The organism is Microcoleus sp. F10-B2 (genome assembly GCF_036704965.1).
Classification (GTDB): Bacteria; Cyanobacteriota; Cyanobacteriia; order Cyanobacteriales; family Microcoleaceae; genus Microcoleus.
Map to the genome: position 1 here is coordinate 1 of NZ_JAUBTB010000074.1, position 17,881 is coordinate 17,881.

The 17,881-nt window shown below is 43.6% G+C and carries 15 protein-coding genes; 3 read left to right on the top strand and 12 right to left on the bottom strand.

What is annotated here, in order from left to right; translation table 11 throughout:
* Positions 1 to 576: 576 nt before the first annotated feature.
* From QUA99_RS24110 to QUA99_RS24150, 9 genes are all read right to left on the bottom strand, one after another.
* Positions 577 to 1,479 carry a hypothetical protein gene (locus QUA99_RS24110; RefSeq protein ID WP_333244243.1) on the bottom strand — a complete coding sequence of 301 codons (903 nt, stop codon included), beginning with the start codon at positions 1,477 to 1,479 and terminating at the stop codon, positions 577 to 579.
* Between the two features lie 375 nt (positions 1,480 to 1,854).
* Positions 1,855 to 3,774, bottom strand: a complete 1,920-nt coding sequence (locus QUA99_RS24115) for a globin domain-containing protein (RefSeq protein ID WP_333244240.1) — start codon at positions 3,772 to 3,774, stop codon at positions 1,855 to 1,857.
* Positions 3,775 to 3,907: 133 nt separating this feature from the next.
* Positions 3,908 to 4,225 carry a hypothetical protein gene (locus tag QUA99_RS24120; RefSeq protein WP_333244237.1) on the bottom strand — a complete coding sequence of 106 codons (318 nt, stop codon included), beginning with the start codon at positions 4,223 to 4,225 and terminating at the stop codon, positions 3,908 to 3,910.
* A gap of 411 nt (positions 4,226 to 4,636) precedes the next feature.
* Complete coding sequence (locus QUA99_RS24125; RefSeq protein ID WP_333244235.1) at positions 4,637 to 4,996, bottom strand: hypothetical protein; 360 nt, start codon at positions 4,994 to 4,996, stop codon at positions 4,637 to 4,639.
* A complete protein-coding gene (locus tag QUA99_RS24130) occupies positions 4,986 to 5,303 on the bottom strand; it encodes a hypothetical protein (protein WP_333244232.1) in 318 nt (105 codons plus the stop codon). The genes QUA99_RS24125 and QUA99_RS24130 overlap by 11 nt, the downstream gene beginning before the upstream one ends.
* 50 nt (positions 5,304 to 5,353) lie before the next feature.
* Positions 5,354 to 6,343, bottom strand: coding sequence for a DMT family transporter (locus QUA99_RS24135; RefSeq protein ID WP_333244229.1), 990 nt, complete (start codon positions 6,341 to 6,343; stop codon positions 5,354 to 5,356).
* Between the two features lie 56 nt (positions 6,344 to 6,399).
* Positions 6,400 to 6,966 carry a hypothetical protein gene (locus tag QUA99_RS24140; RefSeq protein ID WP_333244226.1) on the bottom strand — a complete coding sequence of 189 codons (567 nt, stop codon included), beginning with the start codon at positions 6,964 to 6,966 and terminating at the stop codon, positions 6,400 to 6,402.
* Between the two features lie 18 nt (positions 6,967 to 6,984).
* Complete coding sequence (locus tag QUA99_RS24145; protein WP_333244224.1) at positions 6,985 to 7,800, bottom strand: hypothetical protein; 816 nt, start codon at positions 7,798 to 7,800, stop codon at positions 6,985 to 6,987.
* 299 nt (positions 7,801 to 8,099) lie between these two features.
* Positions 8,100 to 10,073: a CASTOR/POLLUX-related putative ion channel gene (locus tag QUA99_RS24150; RefSeq protein ID WP_333244221.1), complete on the bottom strand. Its 1,974-nt coding sequence runs from the start codon at positions 10,071 to 10,073 to the stop codon at positions 8,100 to 8,102.
* Positions 10,074 to 10,450: 377 nt separating this feature from the next.
* Between QUA99_RS24150 and QUA99_RS24155 the strand changes: the two genes are divergently transcribed.
* Positions 10,451 to 10,684 (top strand): hypothetical protein, encoded by a 234-nt coding sequence (locus tag QUA99_RS24155; protein WP_333244218.1) that lies wholly within the window; start codon positions 10,451 to 10,453, stop codon positions 10,682 to 10,684.
* A 625-nt stretch (positions 10,685 to 11,309) separates the two neighbouring features.
* Here the strand turns inward: QUA99_RS24155 and QUA99_RS24160 are convergent.
* A complete protein-coding gene (locus QUA99_RS24160) occupies positions 11,310 to 12,932 on the bottom strand; it encodes a mechanosensitive ion channel family protein (protein WP_333244215.1) in 1,623 nt (540 codons plus the stop codon).
* Between the two features lie 230 nt (positions 12,933 to 13,162).
* Between QUA99_RS24160 and QUA99_RS24165 the strand changes: the two genes are divergently transcribed.
* The gene (locus QUA99_RS24165) at positions 13,163 to 14,107 is read left to right on the top strand and encodes a DMT family transporter (RefSeq protein WP_333244212.1); all 945 of its coding nucleotides are present in this window, start codon (positions 13,163 to 13,165) and stop codon (positions 14,105 to 14,107) included.
* A 241-nt stretch (positions 14,108 to 14,348) separates the two neighbouring features.
* A complete protein-coding gene (locus tag QUA99_RS24170; protein WP_333243438.1) occupies positions 14,349 to 15,314 on the top strand; it encodes a DMT family transporter in 966 nt (321 codons plus the stop codon).
* Positions 15,315 to 15,393: 79 nt separating this feature from the next.
* On the opposite strand, the gene QUA99_RS24175 is transcribed toward QUA99_RS24170, so the two are convergent.
* Both QUA99_RS24175 and QUA99_RS24180 read right to left on the bottom strand, forming a co-directional pair.
* The gene (locus QUA99_RS24175; RefSeq protein WP_333243436.1) at positions 15,394 to 16,551 is read right to left on the bottom strand and encodes a matrixin family metalloprotease; all 1,158 of its coding nucleotides are present in this window, start codon (positions 16,549 to 16,551) and stop codon (positions 15,394 to 15,396) included.
* A 613-nt stretch (positions 16,552 to 17,164) separates the two neighbouring features.
* The gene (locus QUA99_RS24180) at positions 17,165 to 17,710 is read right to left on the bottom strand and encodes a hypothetical protein (protein ID WP_333243433.1); all 546 of its coding nucleotides are present in this window, start codon (positions 17,708 to 17,710) and stop codon (positions 17,165 to 17,167) included.
* Positions 17,711 to 17,881: the final 171 nt, after the last annotated feature.

Sequence of the window (17,881 nt, forward strand, 5' to 3'; positions counted from 1 at the left end):
TTTGGATAGGCAAGCGTGTAACAACTCTGCTGCCTATCTTTTTTTACCACAAGTTGGCTCAATCCTTACTAACTATGAGTTTGGGGCGGGTCGTCACCCCCCCAGCTACCAGCCACATGACTGTGAGTTTTGTCTTGATACTTAATTGCTTCAGTAATTGCATAGGATGTTTTTTGATATTCTTTGCCTTTTTTTTGTCGGCTCTAAAAATTCAAAGAATAATCTCTCACCATTGGTAGGAGCGCATTGCAGTCAGCCAAAGCTTTTATACTGACATATTCCTCATTTTATCAGTATAAAAGCACAACATAAAAATACAGCGTATTCCAGGTTTGTGAAGTGTAGGGACACGGCAGTGCCGTGTCCCTACGGGAAAGCTCACTAGAGGCTGGTGTACTTCATAAATGTGGAATCTGCTGTATTACCAAAAAATTTGCATCTCTTCCTAGTCTTTCGGGAAGTAAAGTATTTTTTTATGATAAAAAACTGAACATTTTCTGGAATGGGACGACAACTTCTGCTGTGCTAAGCTGTTATTAACAGGTGCAATAATTACTTGATAAATAACTCATTTGCTTAACCTATTTTAGGCTTTTCATCCTTCAATAGCTCCTCACGCAGTCGATGGTACGACTTCTCTATAGATGACAAATCAATATCCGCACTAGATGTTCCGTTGTACTCAAAAGGATTGTCAAGATCGTAGACCAGCAACAACAAATACATGAATGACGTAAACAGAAAACCTGAAACAATAAAATTGGTATTAAAATCGTCGGTACGCGTTATTAACAAAGCACTGCTTGAGGCAATTATCAGAACATGCAGCAATCCATAGGCGGCTGCCAGAAAGTCGGTATCGCGAATCCTTTGAATTCGATCGATCAGAAGACGAATCTTTGCCTGTTCACCTTGAAGGCGACTTATCGAAGGAATTTCGCAAAACTTTGAGAATTCACCCAGTAATGGATTGAGGTTTGTAACGGCATTCTGAACTCTGATGAATGGCTGACCCTGTTTCAAACAGAGTAGGACTGATTTGAGGATCTCAGCTAACCCTTCTGTAAGTAGGGTTGGGTCATAGTCGGGCTTACGGGCTGCAATGAACAAATTCGTATCTTGAATCGTTTCAACCGCATTCACAATCTGGCTTGGCATATCTTCACTGGTACGGTAATCATTCAGCGTCCCGTTCAGCATAAACGCCAAGATGAATGTTACCGCTGCTAACAGAGAACCTACCTGACTATCGAACTTACCAAATTCCCACTGCATCTGATGAACAATCCATTTTGCCAAGCAAAATATTGCTGTTAGGGGAAAAACTTTGAGTAAGATTGACCACTTTGACAAATCGGTAAATTTTCTGAGATTCATTGCGTTTATCCTTGATTCAAGATGTGTTTTTGGTGATGAACGAGTGCGATCGCTGACCTCTGCCAATTTTAGTATTAATGGAGAAGCCGATCGCGCTACCATTTAGATGGCATCCAGAGAAGGTCGTCCTACGCCAATAGGATTGACGAACTCAACGGCGATTGCAAAGTCACACCTCGAACCACCGTTGCTCATCGCTAGAAGTTTTCCGGCATTTTTGTACACCGCGATCGAGACGCTGCAACTATGGTTGCGACATAACGCTTCAGAAACTTTTTCGGTAATCATCCCTAGTGTAGAGGATATTAAGAGCGAGGTTGCTATCTATTTTTTGTCACGAGCAGCTTCAATGAAATGATTCCACGTCAACCCTCCCGCGCGATCGCATTTCAGTAAGCCAAAGCATTTGTACTAAAGTGGTTCTCACCATTTTAGTACAAAAACATACCTCAAGGTCATCAAAAAACTGGCATCAATTTATTGATTTTTGACCCGATCTTCCCGAGACTTATACTTCGAGCCATCAGGCATAATAGCGCCTTCAAGCAAAGCACCACTCAGGTCAGAAATGCTAACTTTAGCACCTTTGAGATTTGCACCGCTTAGGTAGGCACTCTTCAAATTAGCACCACTCAAACTAGCATTTTTCAAATTGACCCCGCTCATATTTGCGTTGCTCAAGTCCGCACAAATTAAATTAGCGTCACTGAGGTTGGCATTACTGAGATTAACCTGACTCAAGCGAGCAAAACCTAGCTTGGCATGGCTGAGATTAGCACCCGCCAGTTTAGCTTGACTGAGGTTAGCATTATCGAGGTTGGCATGGCTCAGATTTGCATTACTGAGATCGGTGTTAGTCAAATTGGCTGCACTCAGATTTGCCCCAGAGAGATTAATAGCTATTAACTCTGCATCAGTCGAATCCAAACCTCTGAGAGAAACACCATCTTCATTCAAATCTTGAAGTGCCAGAATTCTTGCATAGCTAACTTTTACGCCGTTTGCTGCATCGATCGTACTCCAAGCTTGGTAGTGAAATTGCTTCCGGCGATCGGGAGCTTCCTTAATGAATAAAACTAAAGCAACGACAAGACTGAGAGCATCAGCACTCTCCAAAATCTCTGCCAGCAGAGAATTTTCCTCGGCGTTCACATAAATTATGACGAACAAAACGGCTGAAACAGCAGCAACTAACCAGGCTGGTTGTGTCCAAAAATTATCAATGAATTTTCCTAAAATTCCTTTGAGAAATTCACCCAATCGCTGAACGAATGATTGACTTTGAAATTGCTGATAACTATCAGTTATTTTCAAAAGCATTTTTTGGATAATTTCACCATCCAACTGAATTGGTAATAAAGGCTTTTTCTCTTCGTCGGTTGGCGACGTTATCGGCTTAGATTCGTTGAGTAATTGTGTATTTGATTCTTTTGGGTGGTTGTGGGTGACATCTTTTTCATGTGGGACAACCTTTGGTGTAGAAACTGCACCTGTGCCTTTTAACATCAAAGCAGTAATTGCTCTGTAGGCATCTGTCCACGCCAGCTTTACTTCTGGAGTCCAATCTTCTTGGAGATACTGCTCAAAAGCCATCAGCAGTGCGTCTCCAACTAGACCGTAATACTTGGGAATTACCCCATAGCCGATGTGTCTGCCTCCCAAGGCGTTGAGAACTGGCCCTAAAGCCTCGGGGGAGCGAAGATTTTCTACTACCAGTACCAAAGCATTTATGAGCTTTTTCTGTTGTTTTTCTAGAGCGATATTGGCAAACAGGGGTTTAAATTCTGGGTGAGCGATGAAGAGGTTTTCGTAAAAGCTAGCAGCAAATTCATCAGCACGAGGTTTAATCTTATCGAAACTGCTTTCCAGTACCTCTACGGCTAATTTTGGCTCTGGGTCTGGAACTGATTCTAGTTGGTGATTAGCTGCTATAGTCACCGATTTTTCTGGAATTATCTCTGTTTCTAATTGAACTTCTTCAGGTGTACTTTCTACACCTGCGCCTTTTAACATCAAAGCAGTAATCGCGCCGTAGGCATCGATCCATGCTTGTTTGACTTCAATAGTCCAATCTTGCTGAAGATACTCCTCAAAGGTCATTAGTAGTGCTTCTCCAACTGCCGGGTAAGAATTGGCGATCGCTCCATAACCCACGTGTCTGCCTCCCAGTGCATTTAGAACCGGCCCTAAAGCCTCTGGGGAACGAAGATTTTCTACTACCAAAACCAGAGAATTAAGCAGCTTTTTCTGTTGCTTTGCCATCTCGGTATTGGCAAACAGCGGTTTCACTTCTGGATAAAGTTTAAACAAATTTTCGTAGAAGCTAGCAGCAAATTCATCAGCACGAGGTTTGATTTTCTCGAAACTTTGCTCTAAAAGTTCAACATTTAAAGACATATTTTTGTTTCTCCATTGAAAGTGGACCCTCTCTTGTCTTTAGACAGGGTTTTTTAACTATCCGGCTGTGATGAATGCTTTTGAGAGAGTGTTTGGAACCTGAGAGTTTCTTGGCTGACGCCAGGGCGACATATTACAAACTCAAATTTTCCAACTCTTGCCACAGGGTAGTCATAAACTCCTCTGCATCGTTGATGCCCATTTCTCCTAAAGCTTTCCACTCTTCACTGCTGTAATCTAAATCGAGTCCCATCACATCTTGAGTCCAGTAGGGCAAATTAGATGGGTTTTCCATTAGGTCACAGGTTATTTTTAAGATTTCTGTTCCCGTCATCTTTTTTCTAGCCTTTGTCGCCAAGCAAAAGGAGAGTAATTTTGCCAAATTACTTTCTGGTGGAATGGCTATTAGAAATGCCATATTTTGTGCTAGTACAAACTTGTCTAACTTCATTGGATCTTTTCCTCTTCCTAGTTTTAATGTACTCACGCAAGTATTTTTTTTCGTTCATCACACCCACAGGACTTACGCTACATAAGTCAATCATTATACTATCTATAGTAGTCAAGTGCTTCAGGCGCACCCTACAAGTATAGTCTGTGCGTAAGTCCTAACCAATTTATATTACCTCAAAATTAATTTCTTTTATTCTCGCTCTCGAATTGTTACAGTTGTTTATCATACCAACCTTCTTGGTAGATTTTATTTGCATGAGAGTTGAGGTGGGGATTACAAGTGAGAAATTCTTTTATGTCGTATTTAATTGTATTGCAAATAGCATCAAGGGACAAGTCGTTAGTATTGTAACCAAAGGAATTTTCTATTTCCCACCAATTTCTTCAATGCCAAGTAACGTAAAACTAATCAAACCAACAAATATACCTGTCCCCCTCCCACATCTTTAACTAGCTGAAAAGGCAATAAACAGAACCAGTCATATATAACGTCCTTAAGCAATAAACCGAACGTGATTCCCGCTCCACCCAATAGACCAACGATCGCACCTGCAGATGCTCCTAACAACAACTCACTCGCCTTTAATACTACAACAGCGAGTGCCACAGTCTGAAACAGACGAGGCACGTAGGGTACGAGCAAGTCGTCTAGTTCCGTTTGGGTGTTCAGGGCCAGTTTTCTCAGTATCTCTCCCAACAGTGGAGAGGCGCGGTAAACAATATATGCAACGGCAACAATAGCACTCAGACTGAGAATCTTAGCTAGCATCTGGCTCACTTGAGGCTTTAAATTTTCTGCCAAAATTACCTGCACTATCCAAAGTCCAGCGATGAAAATTAGCCACCCTGATGGTTGGTTGCTCCAGAATCTCGACTAACTCATCGTCAAGTGTGGTATCCGTTCCGCTAGTAAGAAGCTTGATTCTCTTGATGACAATCGAAAAGAACAATCCTCTCAACGGTTGGGTGAGCGTGATGATAGTGACGAAGAGAACTATTTTAGTCAGCGGTATGTCTGCAATAGTTATGTTTGAATAAAGTAGCGTTTCCTTGATTTGTTTCCCAATGATTTCCATCTCACTAAAAACCTCCATTATTTAAAGAAATAAAAAATATTTTTTGACTTTTAACTTCCAAAAGGGGTAAATTTGTCGGCTCCTTGGCTAGATTTTGCTAGGTATATGCCTGCCAAAACTACAGAAAACGCCAACCAGTTTAGAGGACTTAACTGTTCCGAAAAGATTATCCAAGCAAGTATGGCAGTAATCACTGGATCTAGCAGCAAGAACACGGCAACGAACCCAGAAGAAAATTCTTTGAGGTTATAAGCCTGAAGACTTTGACCCAAAACTTGGCAGACCAAGGCTTGGGCAATTATTGTTAACCAGCCAGCCCAGGAATAGGGAAAAAGTACATCTTCCGTTAGCAGAACGATGGGGAAAGTTAACAATGCCCCGCAGCAGGAACACCACAAAAGTATGGTTGTTGCTGAAAACTTGGCTCGAAGTTTTTCTACAGTTAGCAGATTGGCGGCAGAAAAGACGGCAGATAGCATGGCAAGCGAGTCACCTGTAAAGTTATCACTCGCTAGATGCAAATCACCCAGTCCAATTAAGATTGATCCGCTGATGGCGATTACCATGCCAATGAGCAATCTGCCCTCAAAACATTGACTGAGAAACAGCCATCCCATCAGAGTCGTGAACAGCGGGGTTACATTATGCAGCAGATTAGAATTAGCGACACTTGTCTGGGTGAGTGACCAAGCCCAGGTTATTAATGTGCCTGAGAAAAAACAACTCATTACTAGCAACAAGACTAAATCGCTGCTGGTGTAATGCTGCTTTTGGAGGGAGGAGTCGTGGGAGTGTCTTTCGCTCAAGGTCTGGAACACTTTCGCTAATCCTAAAATGACAGTGGCTACCCACAACCGATTGAATATTGTGGCAACCGGACCCAGTTCCCGTTCGCTCAATCTGATGAAGATAGCGGCAAAGGATAAAGCAAGGATTGCGAGAAATAATGAAGTTAGTCCGATACTCGCTTGGAGTCCCTGCGCGATCGCACCTGGTATCTGCTCTATCTGTTGCTGTGATGGTTTCAGTTCAATTGTCATCTGCAATTCTCAAAGTAGTACCTGCGCCACCCTTTGCGTGGCGCAAGCTAACAGCATTACTCTTGCATTCCGGCATACAGGAGTCGGACAAATAAGCGGACACCATCATCATTTTTTAAAGTTGAATAGGAGGGAGCTTCACTGTTACCGATCGCACGCAAATCGGAGAGCAGTTCTGGATGGAACTGGCAAGTAAACGAGCGTCGAATTTTCTTAGTTTCAAAGTCTTTGTAGTTAATGCAAGTTGCTGAACACTCAGTAACTATTGCACCATCTTCCTCTGCTGTTGAACAAAGAATTTCAATAGAATCCGGCAATTGTATTAGCCAACTCAGAGAGCTACCAGCGATGATGTGCCGATAGGGAACAATAGCGTCATGAATACTGCGGTAAGCCCAGTTGGCAAACAATATTGCTTCTTCGTTGACTTCATCGGAATGAAACATCGAAATTGACACTCTTGCCTCATATTGAATTGTTGTGTCAATCACGCCTTCATGGGTGTCGGCTGTGACATCATGAGCATGAATAATTTCCCAAGGAATATCTAAAGCATCGCCGTCTGGAGACTGATAAGGCAACAACACACGATCGCCTACTTCTTTTAATTCATTGCGCGTCACGGCAAAATGCTCGTCATTTCAGCCAGTAGCAACAACCCGTCCATCGCGCTTTTTGACTTCGAGTGTGTTGCCCATTGCTTCAATGCGCTGGCAGACTTCTTGCAACGATCTGAGTGCTTTGGTCTCCTTATCGCGTTCTAAAGATGTCATATTGACGACTTGTTTGACTGCACGCCGGATGAGTCGGATGTGACATTCAGCAGCCAGTTGGTGCCCTACACAGATAAAGATGGCAGGGGCACTGGTGGGCGATCGCGAGATCAATAATTTTTCCACTAATGCAAACATATCCTCTCGCGGACAGGCCGGACTTGTCCAGGTGGAGGCATCGTATGTTGATGGATCGCCGCCTTCGACTACCACTGCATAACCAGAGTTAATTGCCGGAACAACTATTTCTGGATCGAGGACTCCTGTTGACCAAACAGGTAGTAATACAGAGTCCATATCGGCGACTTTCTGAGCAATGTAGGCGACATTTTTGGAAGCCAGAACATCTTCGCCAAGTGCGTTAACGCCTACGTGTTCCCAAGGTTCGATGATGGTTATACAGTTGCGTAACAAATTGGGATGCAACAGTAGAAACTCCAAGTCTGACTGTGAATTAATCACTTTTTCTAAAGGCTTGGCGTGTCCCCACTCAAAAATGCCGTCGTTGGCAAATAGTTCTTTTTCCAAAAGCGGATCTTCAGAAGTTCGATCTGCTAAGAAACGACCCAACAAAATATGTGCCGATTCAAAATCAGATCTACCTTCATGCAAGTAGCCAGGACTTAATCGCCAGTCGCCTGTGGTGGTTTTATCTTGCTGAACTGTGATAGCTTCTACGCTCATAATTTATCTCCTTGTGTTGTTAAAAAAATTAAGCGTTTACTCACAGGAATTGTACACACTCTCTATACTCAACTAGCCTTTTCCTCAAGTAGGAAATAATATAGGGCTTTGCTGAATACAGGTATGAATTCAATATTTCCCAATTGCTATAAACCCGCTTGAGGGTGAATTTCGTAATTTTAAGAAGTTGATTCATACCGTTAATCAGCAACGCCTAATTTAGATTCACTTTATTAACCCGCTCTCAGGCAAAGTTCATCGATCCGTATTCTTGCAACTATGGTAAATCTACAGTGCCATCAAGTTTCATCCTCAGCTAAAGTAATCAGTCCATCATCTAAACAGAGATTTAATTGCTTATCCAAACTCGGTATTAAATCAATACCAAAGTTTTGATTTTTATCCTGGGCTATGGCGCTAATTCTTACGCCAATACACAATTCATTACGGTTTTGTGCAGCTAATACACAATCAGCGAAAGTCAGCTTGCTAATTTGTTCTTTGGGAAAGTAAAGCGAGATTGGCTTGACATACAGTTCGCTACCTTCCGGTGAGAACAAATCCCGATAGATTGACATTATATCTGGCTCTTGGGATACCTGGGCTAAAATTTTTGACACGAATTGATCGGTGAGTAGAAAGTCTTTTACACCGGCTTTGATTACCAGGTCAGTGTCTTGGGAATCAATTATTTCTGCAATCAATTCTGTAGTTACTTGGTTTCCTGTTTTGTTTTTATATTCTCTGAAAATTTGCCGAATTTCTAACAAAACAGTGAGGGTTTTAGCATCTATTTCCTCGGCGTTTTCACCTCGACCTGCCAATATTGAGATACTGTTAAATTCATAAAGTTTTAAAGTTTCTAACTGCTCAATTGATTCCAAATTTACCTGGATAAGATTCATCTTGATATCTGGGTATTCTTTGGCAATATTGTCAAATTCTGCTTGCACATCCTTGGTTAAATCTTGTGTTACCAAGTTAACCTGTGAACCTGCCACCAAGTATTTAGCATATTCTTTAATAGTAATTGGGGTTTTATTGTTCCAACCAATAACCAGGTGTTTTTCAGGTTTTCGCTCTAAAGATTTTCTACGGTAAGCATAACCTTTAATTAATGGTTGGACTACAGGTTGGGGAGAAAACCGGATAGTTGAGTCATCTTCTGCCAGAATTATAATTTCATCTGAGTCAGCTAGTTTGTAATTTGTGCTGGCTTTTATTGTCAAGGTGCCATCTGCATGACGCACACCTATTGGTATACCAGTTGAGAAATGAAATGGTAATTCGCCGAAACTTACACTCTGCCAGCCTTGTTCTGGGCGATAAAAATAGAATTCGTTTCCTTCAAAACCCACTAAGTTTAAATATACTGCTGCTAGTCCTACACTCCGCGATGTTTGAACTAAAATTCGAGCTAAAATATCCGCCTCATTCAGAGTAATTATGGCTCCAGGAGCAATGTTTTCAGCGAGGCGACGATATTGTTCTAAGTGTAATTCTACGACAATTACTGGCAAGGAGTCTTCCTGATTAGCTGCCACCACTGCCAGGATAGCTTTGACTACCCGTGCATCAGATAAAGTTTTAAACTCTTCGGAATCTGAGGCTTTGGCATCATTCAAAATAATCACTGATTTAGCAACTTTGATTCCCACCTTATCTAGGTCGCTTAAATTTGTGATTGAGCCATTGCGAGTCACCAATCGCGTCTTTTTGGTTTTGCCTACATTATCCCGGAGAAAATCATCCATTTCCTCCTTTTCTTTTTGAGACAATAAAACAATTACTGCGTCATCTTCCGATTCATTAGCAACTACTAATTCTTGAATTATATCTACAATTCTATCTGTAAATCCCAAAATTAAAGTATGGTTTTCTTCTACTACTATACTTTTTCCTTTACGCAGCGACTGAAGTTTTGATTCAAATTCTTGAGTGATGAAAGCAACTAGACTAGAGAATAGTACCAAGCCGATAAAAATTGTGACTACACCCACAACCTTAGTTGCAAAATTGGCATTATCCCCTGTGTCTCTTAGGCCTATTAGCTGAACAAATACGTCCCAAGAAAAATCGGAGTTATCTTCTATACCTTGATTTGGAAACCACCATTCTGCCAGGTAACGTGCAGTTGTCATCAAAACAAAAGCACCAAAAAATGCTAACAGTAATGCCAGAAATACGGAAAACCCTCCCTTCGACATAAAGTTGTCGAACTTATACTCTATGCGCTTTTGCCGAGAAACTTGATTTTGAGAGAATTTTTTCATTTTGCTTGTCAAATTTATCACTTATCCTTTGTTGATCTATCGGCTTATGTTTAGAGTTTATGTTCGTCGAATTTTACCATATTTATAAAAATTAAGTAATTTAAATATGGCTGAGTCTGCGAACGATAAACGAGAAAATGGAAGCAGTCAGGCGTCTGAGCTCAAATCCAGTTAATCAGCCACACAATGAAGTGGGCAGGGGATATGGGGTATCAGATATCAGGGAAGTGAGTGCTATTAGCCGGATTTGATATGACCCCTGATTCGCTAACATCATCTTACAAGGGAAGGGGAATGTTGAGAATGCGACCAGAGGTCTATTTAAACACATCTTGCACCAATCTCAACAACAGGCTTTCGGGCCTGTTCGACAAAAGATGAATTTTATTGTGGGGTGGGCAGGAGATCCCGCCCTTGAAAGGCTGATTGACAATGATGCAAGATGTCACTTTCAACCGATCGTGTCAGGTGAGGGAAAGAATGTGATATTGATGCAAGTTCCACGAATACGCTGCTGCGGTCAAACTCCTCCTCCTCCGGCGAACAGCATGGAGGTTTATCGACCAGCGCTGGGTCAAAACGGTATGTCTCCTGAAGGAATTTTCCGCTGATGAGAGCCGACTCCAAATCCTGGATGTATTTTGCCACGATCGTGCAAACCTGCTTAGGAATGAGAATTAAATAACTTACAATGCGTGATGTTCTTGTGGGATGGGCCCATCCCGCCTGTCCAGAAAGGGCGGGCTACGAGATCCCACCCCACTTTCAAGAGTGTAAATTATTTAATTCGCGATCCTTAATGCCTTCGCGAGAGAAAGAAAAGGTGTCAGAGCTTCTGCTGTGTTGCTCTCACCCCTGCCAAGCGTGAAGCTGGCTTGAGAATAACGTAGAGGCGGAATAGGCGATCGGCTGATATACTCAGATGCTTTAGTGCTTTGCTCAGTGCCACAGACGAGTCCAGACTCGGCTAGTAGCGGACAGTGTAGAACTTTTTCTCATCTTTTTGATACCACTGGTGGGAACAAGCAATCGATGAAGAGACTGTGTTGTGTGACTTCTAGAAGAAGAGACTGTTAGCGAATTTGCAGGGGGTGTTGCCCCTGACATCTAAAACGAAGCATTTACGTTCGCTATGGGTAGTCAACAGCTATACGGTCAATTAAAAATTGAACCCCTCACCCAGAAAAATTGGGGTGAGGGGTTAAACCCCTTGTTAATTGACCCACATTCTCACAATCAATTAGACAAATATGACTGACGCAAATGCCAGACGATCTCGCGCCGCATTTCGCTAAGAATCCGCTGTCCCCGTTCGCAATGTTCCAACTTGATGTCATCGACATAGAACCGCACCAGCGTGTCTCGCGTGTAATCTCCCTTCAGGTCATCGATCCAGATTTTGGGGTCTTGCCATTCATTGCGCGAACTCTTGAAGTTTTCTCGCAACCATTCGCGAAAGCGTTTTACCAAATCGTCTAATCGCGTGTCTAACCCTTTGGGATTACTAATTGCCCAGAACAGCTTGTTGACTTTGAGCTTCAACAAATCAATCTTCTGTTCCCACTCTAGCTTCAACGTTTGCTGGTCTTCTTGAAATAGGTCAGGGTCTTTCAACCAGTATTGATACCAACGGCGTATGAGCCCAATCAAGGTACTCTCGGATACTGTTCCCGTAGCTTCACCCATCGAGCGTCTGCGACGGTCATGTCGATCGGACTTTTTTGATTCCAGTCCAATCTTTTGACAAATTTCCATATAGTATGCTTGCACTGTTCGCCGCTCCTCTACATCTAATCCGCCCCTTTCTAATTGGGAGATGAGATCGGCTAGGTGCGCCAAACCCATTTCAATCTCAGCTAGTAAAGTATTGACCTTAGACTCAGCTAACAAGCGTTGCCGTCCCGCCTCTCGCTTCTGTTGCGATTTTACCCCAGGTAAAGAGTAGCCATAAAAATCGTCAACTAATTCTAACTTCTTGTCTATTTCGCCCATAGTATCGGGGTGCGCCAGCACGACTCTTTCAATCATCGAGATGGCTAGAGCCGGGGCAACATCTGCTTTGATGGGAATGGAGATCGTGTAGTAGTAATGATTGGTCGGACGGCTGAGGTTAATAATTTCCTGCCCTTCAAACGCGCCATTGGGAATGTAAATCTGTGAGTGCGTGTCAATGAGATACAGTTCGGTTAATCGCAGCCCAATGTGTTTGATCACGCCTCTTCTACCGTTGGCTAGCTCAATCACATCCCCAAAGCGAAACGGTGTATCGATGAGCAAGACTAACCCACTGAAGAAGTTTGCCAGAATGTCTTTTAGGGCAAACCCCAAGATAAAACTAATTCCTCCGATGGCTACTAACACACCTTGGATGTCAACACCGAATGCCTGGAGAAACAGCAGTCCACCCACCAAGTAAACAATTACAGGGAGAACATTTTGTAGGATGGGAGTCAGAACATCATCCCACATTGCCTCCGATCGTGTGGCATACTGCCTGAAAGCATAGGTCACAACCTCAGTGAGCAATTGAACCGCCCAAAAGGCGGCGACAAGGACAAGAAAAGCGGTCAAGCCTTTTTGGAACCAAGTAATGTAAATTGTAGGAGTGACAAATAGCGTCTGCAATGCCAGCTTGAAACCGATCGCGAACACAATGAGTGTCAGCGGCGTTTGTGAGACGTTGAGTGCAACTAACGCCAGGTCGGAGGTAAATTGACGGAAAACCCTCCGCAAAATACCAAACAGTAGGTAGAGAACAATAAGGACAACACCAAGAATGCCGAAGTTAAGCAAAAATGCACTCCATCCTGGAGCAGGCAAAATAGCTAACAGAAACGTAGAACTGCCGATCGTCGTCATTTGGAAACCGCCTCCATAGATCCGTAAAGTATGTAAAAAATAGTGCTTGACATAGTATTAAATAGGTGTTAATTAATGAAAGAGACGTTCTTTCAAAAAGAAAAATATAAAAAAACTAAAACAAGCATTTAGCTCCGGGATTTGCTAGAGAAAACTTCTCGATCGCCACGAAGCACAGTTGCTTCACAGCCAATCATAATTTTTTCTGTTTTATAGTTGTTTCACCCCTAATGAATGAATCCAATAAAACGACGATGGCGATCGCCTCATTATTTGTCGGTGTAGTCGCCATATCTTTTGGCTCTATCTTCATTAGATGGAGTGAATCTGAACTCAGTCCCAATGCTACAATATTTAATCGCTTTTGGCTAGGAAGTATGGTCTTTGGGCTGTGGCAAGGATACAAGGCGATACGTCAGAGACTTTCTGGTGACAAACCCGTTCAACAGCATTCATATACCAGTCAGGAGCTTTTGCTATTGCTGGGTGCTGGGACTTTTTTTGCTGCCACCTTAGCCTTTGTAGCTTGGTCGCTGACTCAAACCAGCGTCGCTATCTCGACAATCCTACATAATCTTACCCCGATATTTACCAGCTTAGGAGCGTGGTTGTTATTCGGTCAAGGCTTTAACCGCCAATTTCTCATTGGGATGGTCGTTGCCATTGGCGGAGCGATCGCCATTGAAATCGAGCAGATACAAATGGCCACTGGTGAGGTAACAGGAGGCATAGCTGCCATCGTCTCTGCGGTTTTCATGGGTGCATACCTGCTGGTGGTAGAACAACTGAGAACCAAATTTGACCCCATCACAATTCAGTTGTGGGTTTGTGCGATCGCTACCCTATCGATCTTGCCCATGCTTGTGTTCGCTCAAGAGCGGGTTTTTCCTTCTTCAGTCAATGGATGGCTGTTCGTCATTTTTCTCGCCCTCGTCTGCCAAGTTTTAGGTCAAGGACTTTTAACATATAGCGTTGCTGGCTTGTCCTCAGTGGTTGTCTCCTTAGTACATTTGTTAGAGCCAGTATTTAGCAGCATTTTGGCTTGGGCACTATTTTGGGAAAAGTTAAGTTTCTCGAATTGGGTAGGTTTTGCCCTAGTTCTCATCGGTCTGTACCTAGCCGTATCTAGCCAAGCGGTTGTTAATCTGCCACAAAATCGGCTAGAGAGCGGTTAGTCACCATTGGGAGCATCTCATATTTGTAAAAACACTTCTTCTGGCTCCTTCCTTCTTCCTCTTCCCTTCTTCCTCTTTCCTCCTGCCCCGCAGCCTCGGGCCTTAAAACTCCAATTTCTAGCTTAACTGCAAAAGTGAGATGCTCCCGTCACCATTACTGTTTGTTTCAACGGTAAGCAAGTGAACAAGACTTGGCTCAAAAAATCAGCACAACTCAATGTCAACACATTTGCTAAAAAGTATGACAGCCAAACTGGAATTAGCACAGCAACCGTCGTCCAGAACACCTGCTTGGATCGCAACTGCTTCATTATTTGCCAGCCTGATCCCCCTATCTTTAGCACCAATCCTCGTCAAACTGTGCGAACGAGAAATAGGTTCAAATGCCGTAGCATTCCATCGCGGCTGGATCGCTGCCATCGTCTTTGGGTTGTTGAGCACAGTTGAGGCTTTGGACCGCCAAAAATCCGATCGCCAACCCGTACAACAGGAGCCTTTTACGATACGAGAATTCGGGCTATTAGTAGCATTGGGAACTTTCGGAGCGACCTACTTCCTCCTGTGGTCTTTGTCGCTGACTCAAACCAACGTTGCCAACGTTACGTTATTTTGTGGTTTGAACCCACTGTTTGTCGGTTTGGGGGGGTGGTTGTTATTAGGTCGGCGCTACAATAGCAGATTCATCATTGGCATGATCCTGGCACTGGCGGGAGCGATCGTTATGGGATTGGATGACGTGCAGTTTGCCACTAACCAAGTACAAGGTAATGCCGTCGCCTTGCTATCGGGGATTTGTTTTGCTGCGTATCTGATACTGCTAGAACTGCTACGAGAACGATTTACCACGGCAACCTTATTGCTGTGGCGCTGCGCCTTCACGACTGTGTTTGCGTTTCCCGTCCTCGCACTCGCCGAAGAAAGATTGTTTCCCCATTCCTGGATGGGGTGGTTTTTCGTAATTTTGCAAGCCCTCTTGTGCCAAGTGTTGGGTCAAGGACTTTTGGCTTACAGCCTCAGCAGGCTGTCGTCAGGGTTCGTCGCCGTCACGCTGCTTTTCGAGCCAGTCCTTGCCTCAATCTTCGCTTGGGTAATTTTTTCTGAACGCTTGGGTTTCTTTGACTTGATAGCGTTTGTCGTGATTTTATCCGGTATCTATGTAGCTCAATCGAGTCAATCTGCCGTTAAAGAAACCCGCGAATTAGCGTAATTGATGGGTGAGAGCAGGTGGGCGCGATCGCCCGAGGAAATGCTCTTGCCATCATCTCTCTAAACTTTTGCGGCAGCCCTCACCAAAGCATCACTGAGGCTTCACCACCAGAAAAGTTAGAGTACAAGCGGATTCTCAGCACATACCGCCGACCTTGATAAAGCCGAACATTGATTTGTGCATTCAAGTCTGTGCCACTGTCGTCGTCACCCGCAACATATTTGAGATCACCGCTCTGATCCTCGAAAAGAACCATAACTGTATCTACATTTCCGAAGGTTCCAATTGTATAGGTTCGGGTCGCAGAGGGTTCGATCGCAAAGTTTTTCTGTTCAGCAGGCGCGAGGGACAGAATCTCGGAATGGAAGGGTTTAAGTTCTGTATAACTCGAGTCATCAAGCGGGGGATAGAATAATCGTACCTGCAACACATCCTGCTTAGAAAGTCCGCCAGCAGGGTTTAATCCGTTCTGGTACTCCACAGGTTTCTCAATGAGTCCGGCTGCAAAAGCGTAATGCATGATTGAGTTGGGGTCCCACTTTGACCCCTCCACTTCTCCTACTGCAAGCTTTTGGAGCACATTATAAAAAGTTGTATTTCGGTCCCACTCGTTAGGAGGAGCACCGAAATATTTATAAACGGCTTCTTCGTCCCATACGATACCTGCAAACGGGTTTTGGTGCTCGTGAGGGAAACCTAAAGCGTGACCTATCTCGTGAACGGGGACATCTACCCCACGGGAATCAGCCCGAAGATCCCAGCCGAAGTTCATGGTTCGCTCGCCTTGCTTAGGAATATCAAGCGCATCGCGGCCAAGATACGACCAGGCTCCATCTCCTTGCACAAAGCCGATTCGTATCTCTGCCTCGCTGATGTTCCGAACCTCCTCAAACTTGATACCAATCCCTACCTTCTTCCACACCTCAAACCCCTGCCGCACGATCTCCTTCTGTTCGTTCCCGCCTGAATTGGGACCACTCTCAAAAAAGTAATAACGTAATTTTGTACCGTTAACCCACTTCTTCCCGAGTAACCGTATTAGACGAGCACGCTCCGGCGACACGCTCGGATCGAAAGTGCGTGGAGGAACCTTTGGCAAAGCACAAAATTTTTGTGCTTCTTTACCTGATGCTTCGCCACCTGAGGGAACTTTGATTCCCAGGTTAGCTTCAATTTGTTCGAGGCGTTTTAGTAATTGCTCAAGTTGATAAGAGTCGATTTGTGAAACTTTAGTCATGACAAATTCCTCCAAAGTTAATACCTAGGGACTTTAAGTCCAAAGAACCAGCTATTTTGAGAATGTTTATGTTCCTCTACCTGAATCAAGTCAGAGAACAGTAGATTCAGGAAAGAGAAACTGCAACCCTGTCACCAATGACCTAGATAAATGCGAGCTGTCGAGCTTGTGTAAACTGAATTAAATCCTTGTGAAACCCTGATTTTTTGTTATAATGATGAGTTGGGACGGAGAGATTTCCTACCCTCAATATCCCATGAGGAGATGGCGATCGCACTGTACAGAGAACTCGTGTTCCCCATTCTAGTTTCAAGCTTTACACTGTCAACGATCGATAGTCAGGACAGTTTTTAGATCCTAGCCTGAAACCGTTGATTTTCCGTTGGGATATCGATCGTGCAATCGCCCTGAAACCCTGATTCTACACTTGCCAATCAAACACTATCCGAATTATTAATAGGAATAATTGACAACAGCCTGCTAGAGCTTGCTGCATAGCCTTTATAGGCTAGCAAATAAAACTGTGTTAGTGGGGGTCGTCGGTTCAAATGCCGCCGCTGCGATCGACAAAACCCGCTTCGTTAGGCGGGTTTTGTAGTTTTTGTAAATATTTTCACTCTTTGGCAACGATCAAACAATCACTCTCAACTTTAGACAGCATATCTGGAAACGCTGAGGTATAGTTGCCATCTTTGTCTACAATCCTGCGGAGTATATATCCGCTCTCAGCAGGCCGGCCGAAAAATGAGTTTCTGCGATACCAGATATCTCCATTCGGAGTGTTCGGATCTCGATCGATCAAAAAATCTACCAGCCACGACGGCACAGACCATCCAAACACTATCGGCGTAATGTGTCCGTGCTGCAAAGTTTCATCCGAGAATCGGAACAAGTAGCTGAAGCGAGAAAATTTAACTAAATAAATTAACATCCGTCCCGCCATTGATGAATGAAATGTCCAGATAACAGGGTCAAAAACGCGCAGCAATAACGTTCGTTTGTCAGCATTCCAATCTGAACTGTACATCGTCAGACAATCGTCTGGTAAAACATTCCCGTCCATAAAAAAGATACCTTGCAGGACTTCGGGTAAATCCGCTGGATGTTCTACTTTCATCCAATTCGCAATGTCTTTTAGTTGCTTTTCTTCGATTAACATGGTATTATCTATCCTCAAAATAGTTGTGTTTTGGTTTCCTGTTAGATACCCCCTTGATTTCTGAGTCGATCGATCGCTCAATAGTTTGTGTGGCGTGCGGTTTCAACTCACATCTTGCACCATTCTCAATAAGGCTTTTATGTGCGGGCAGGATGCCCACCTCTTTGTGGA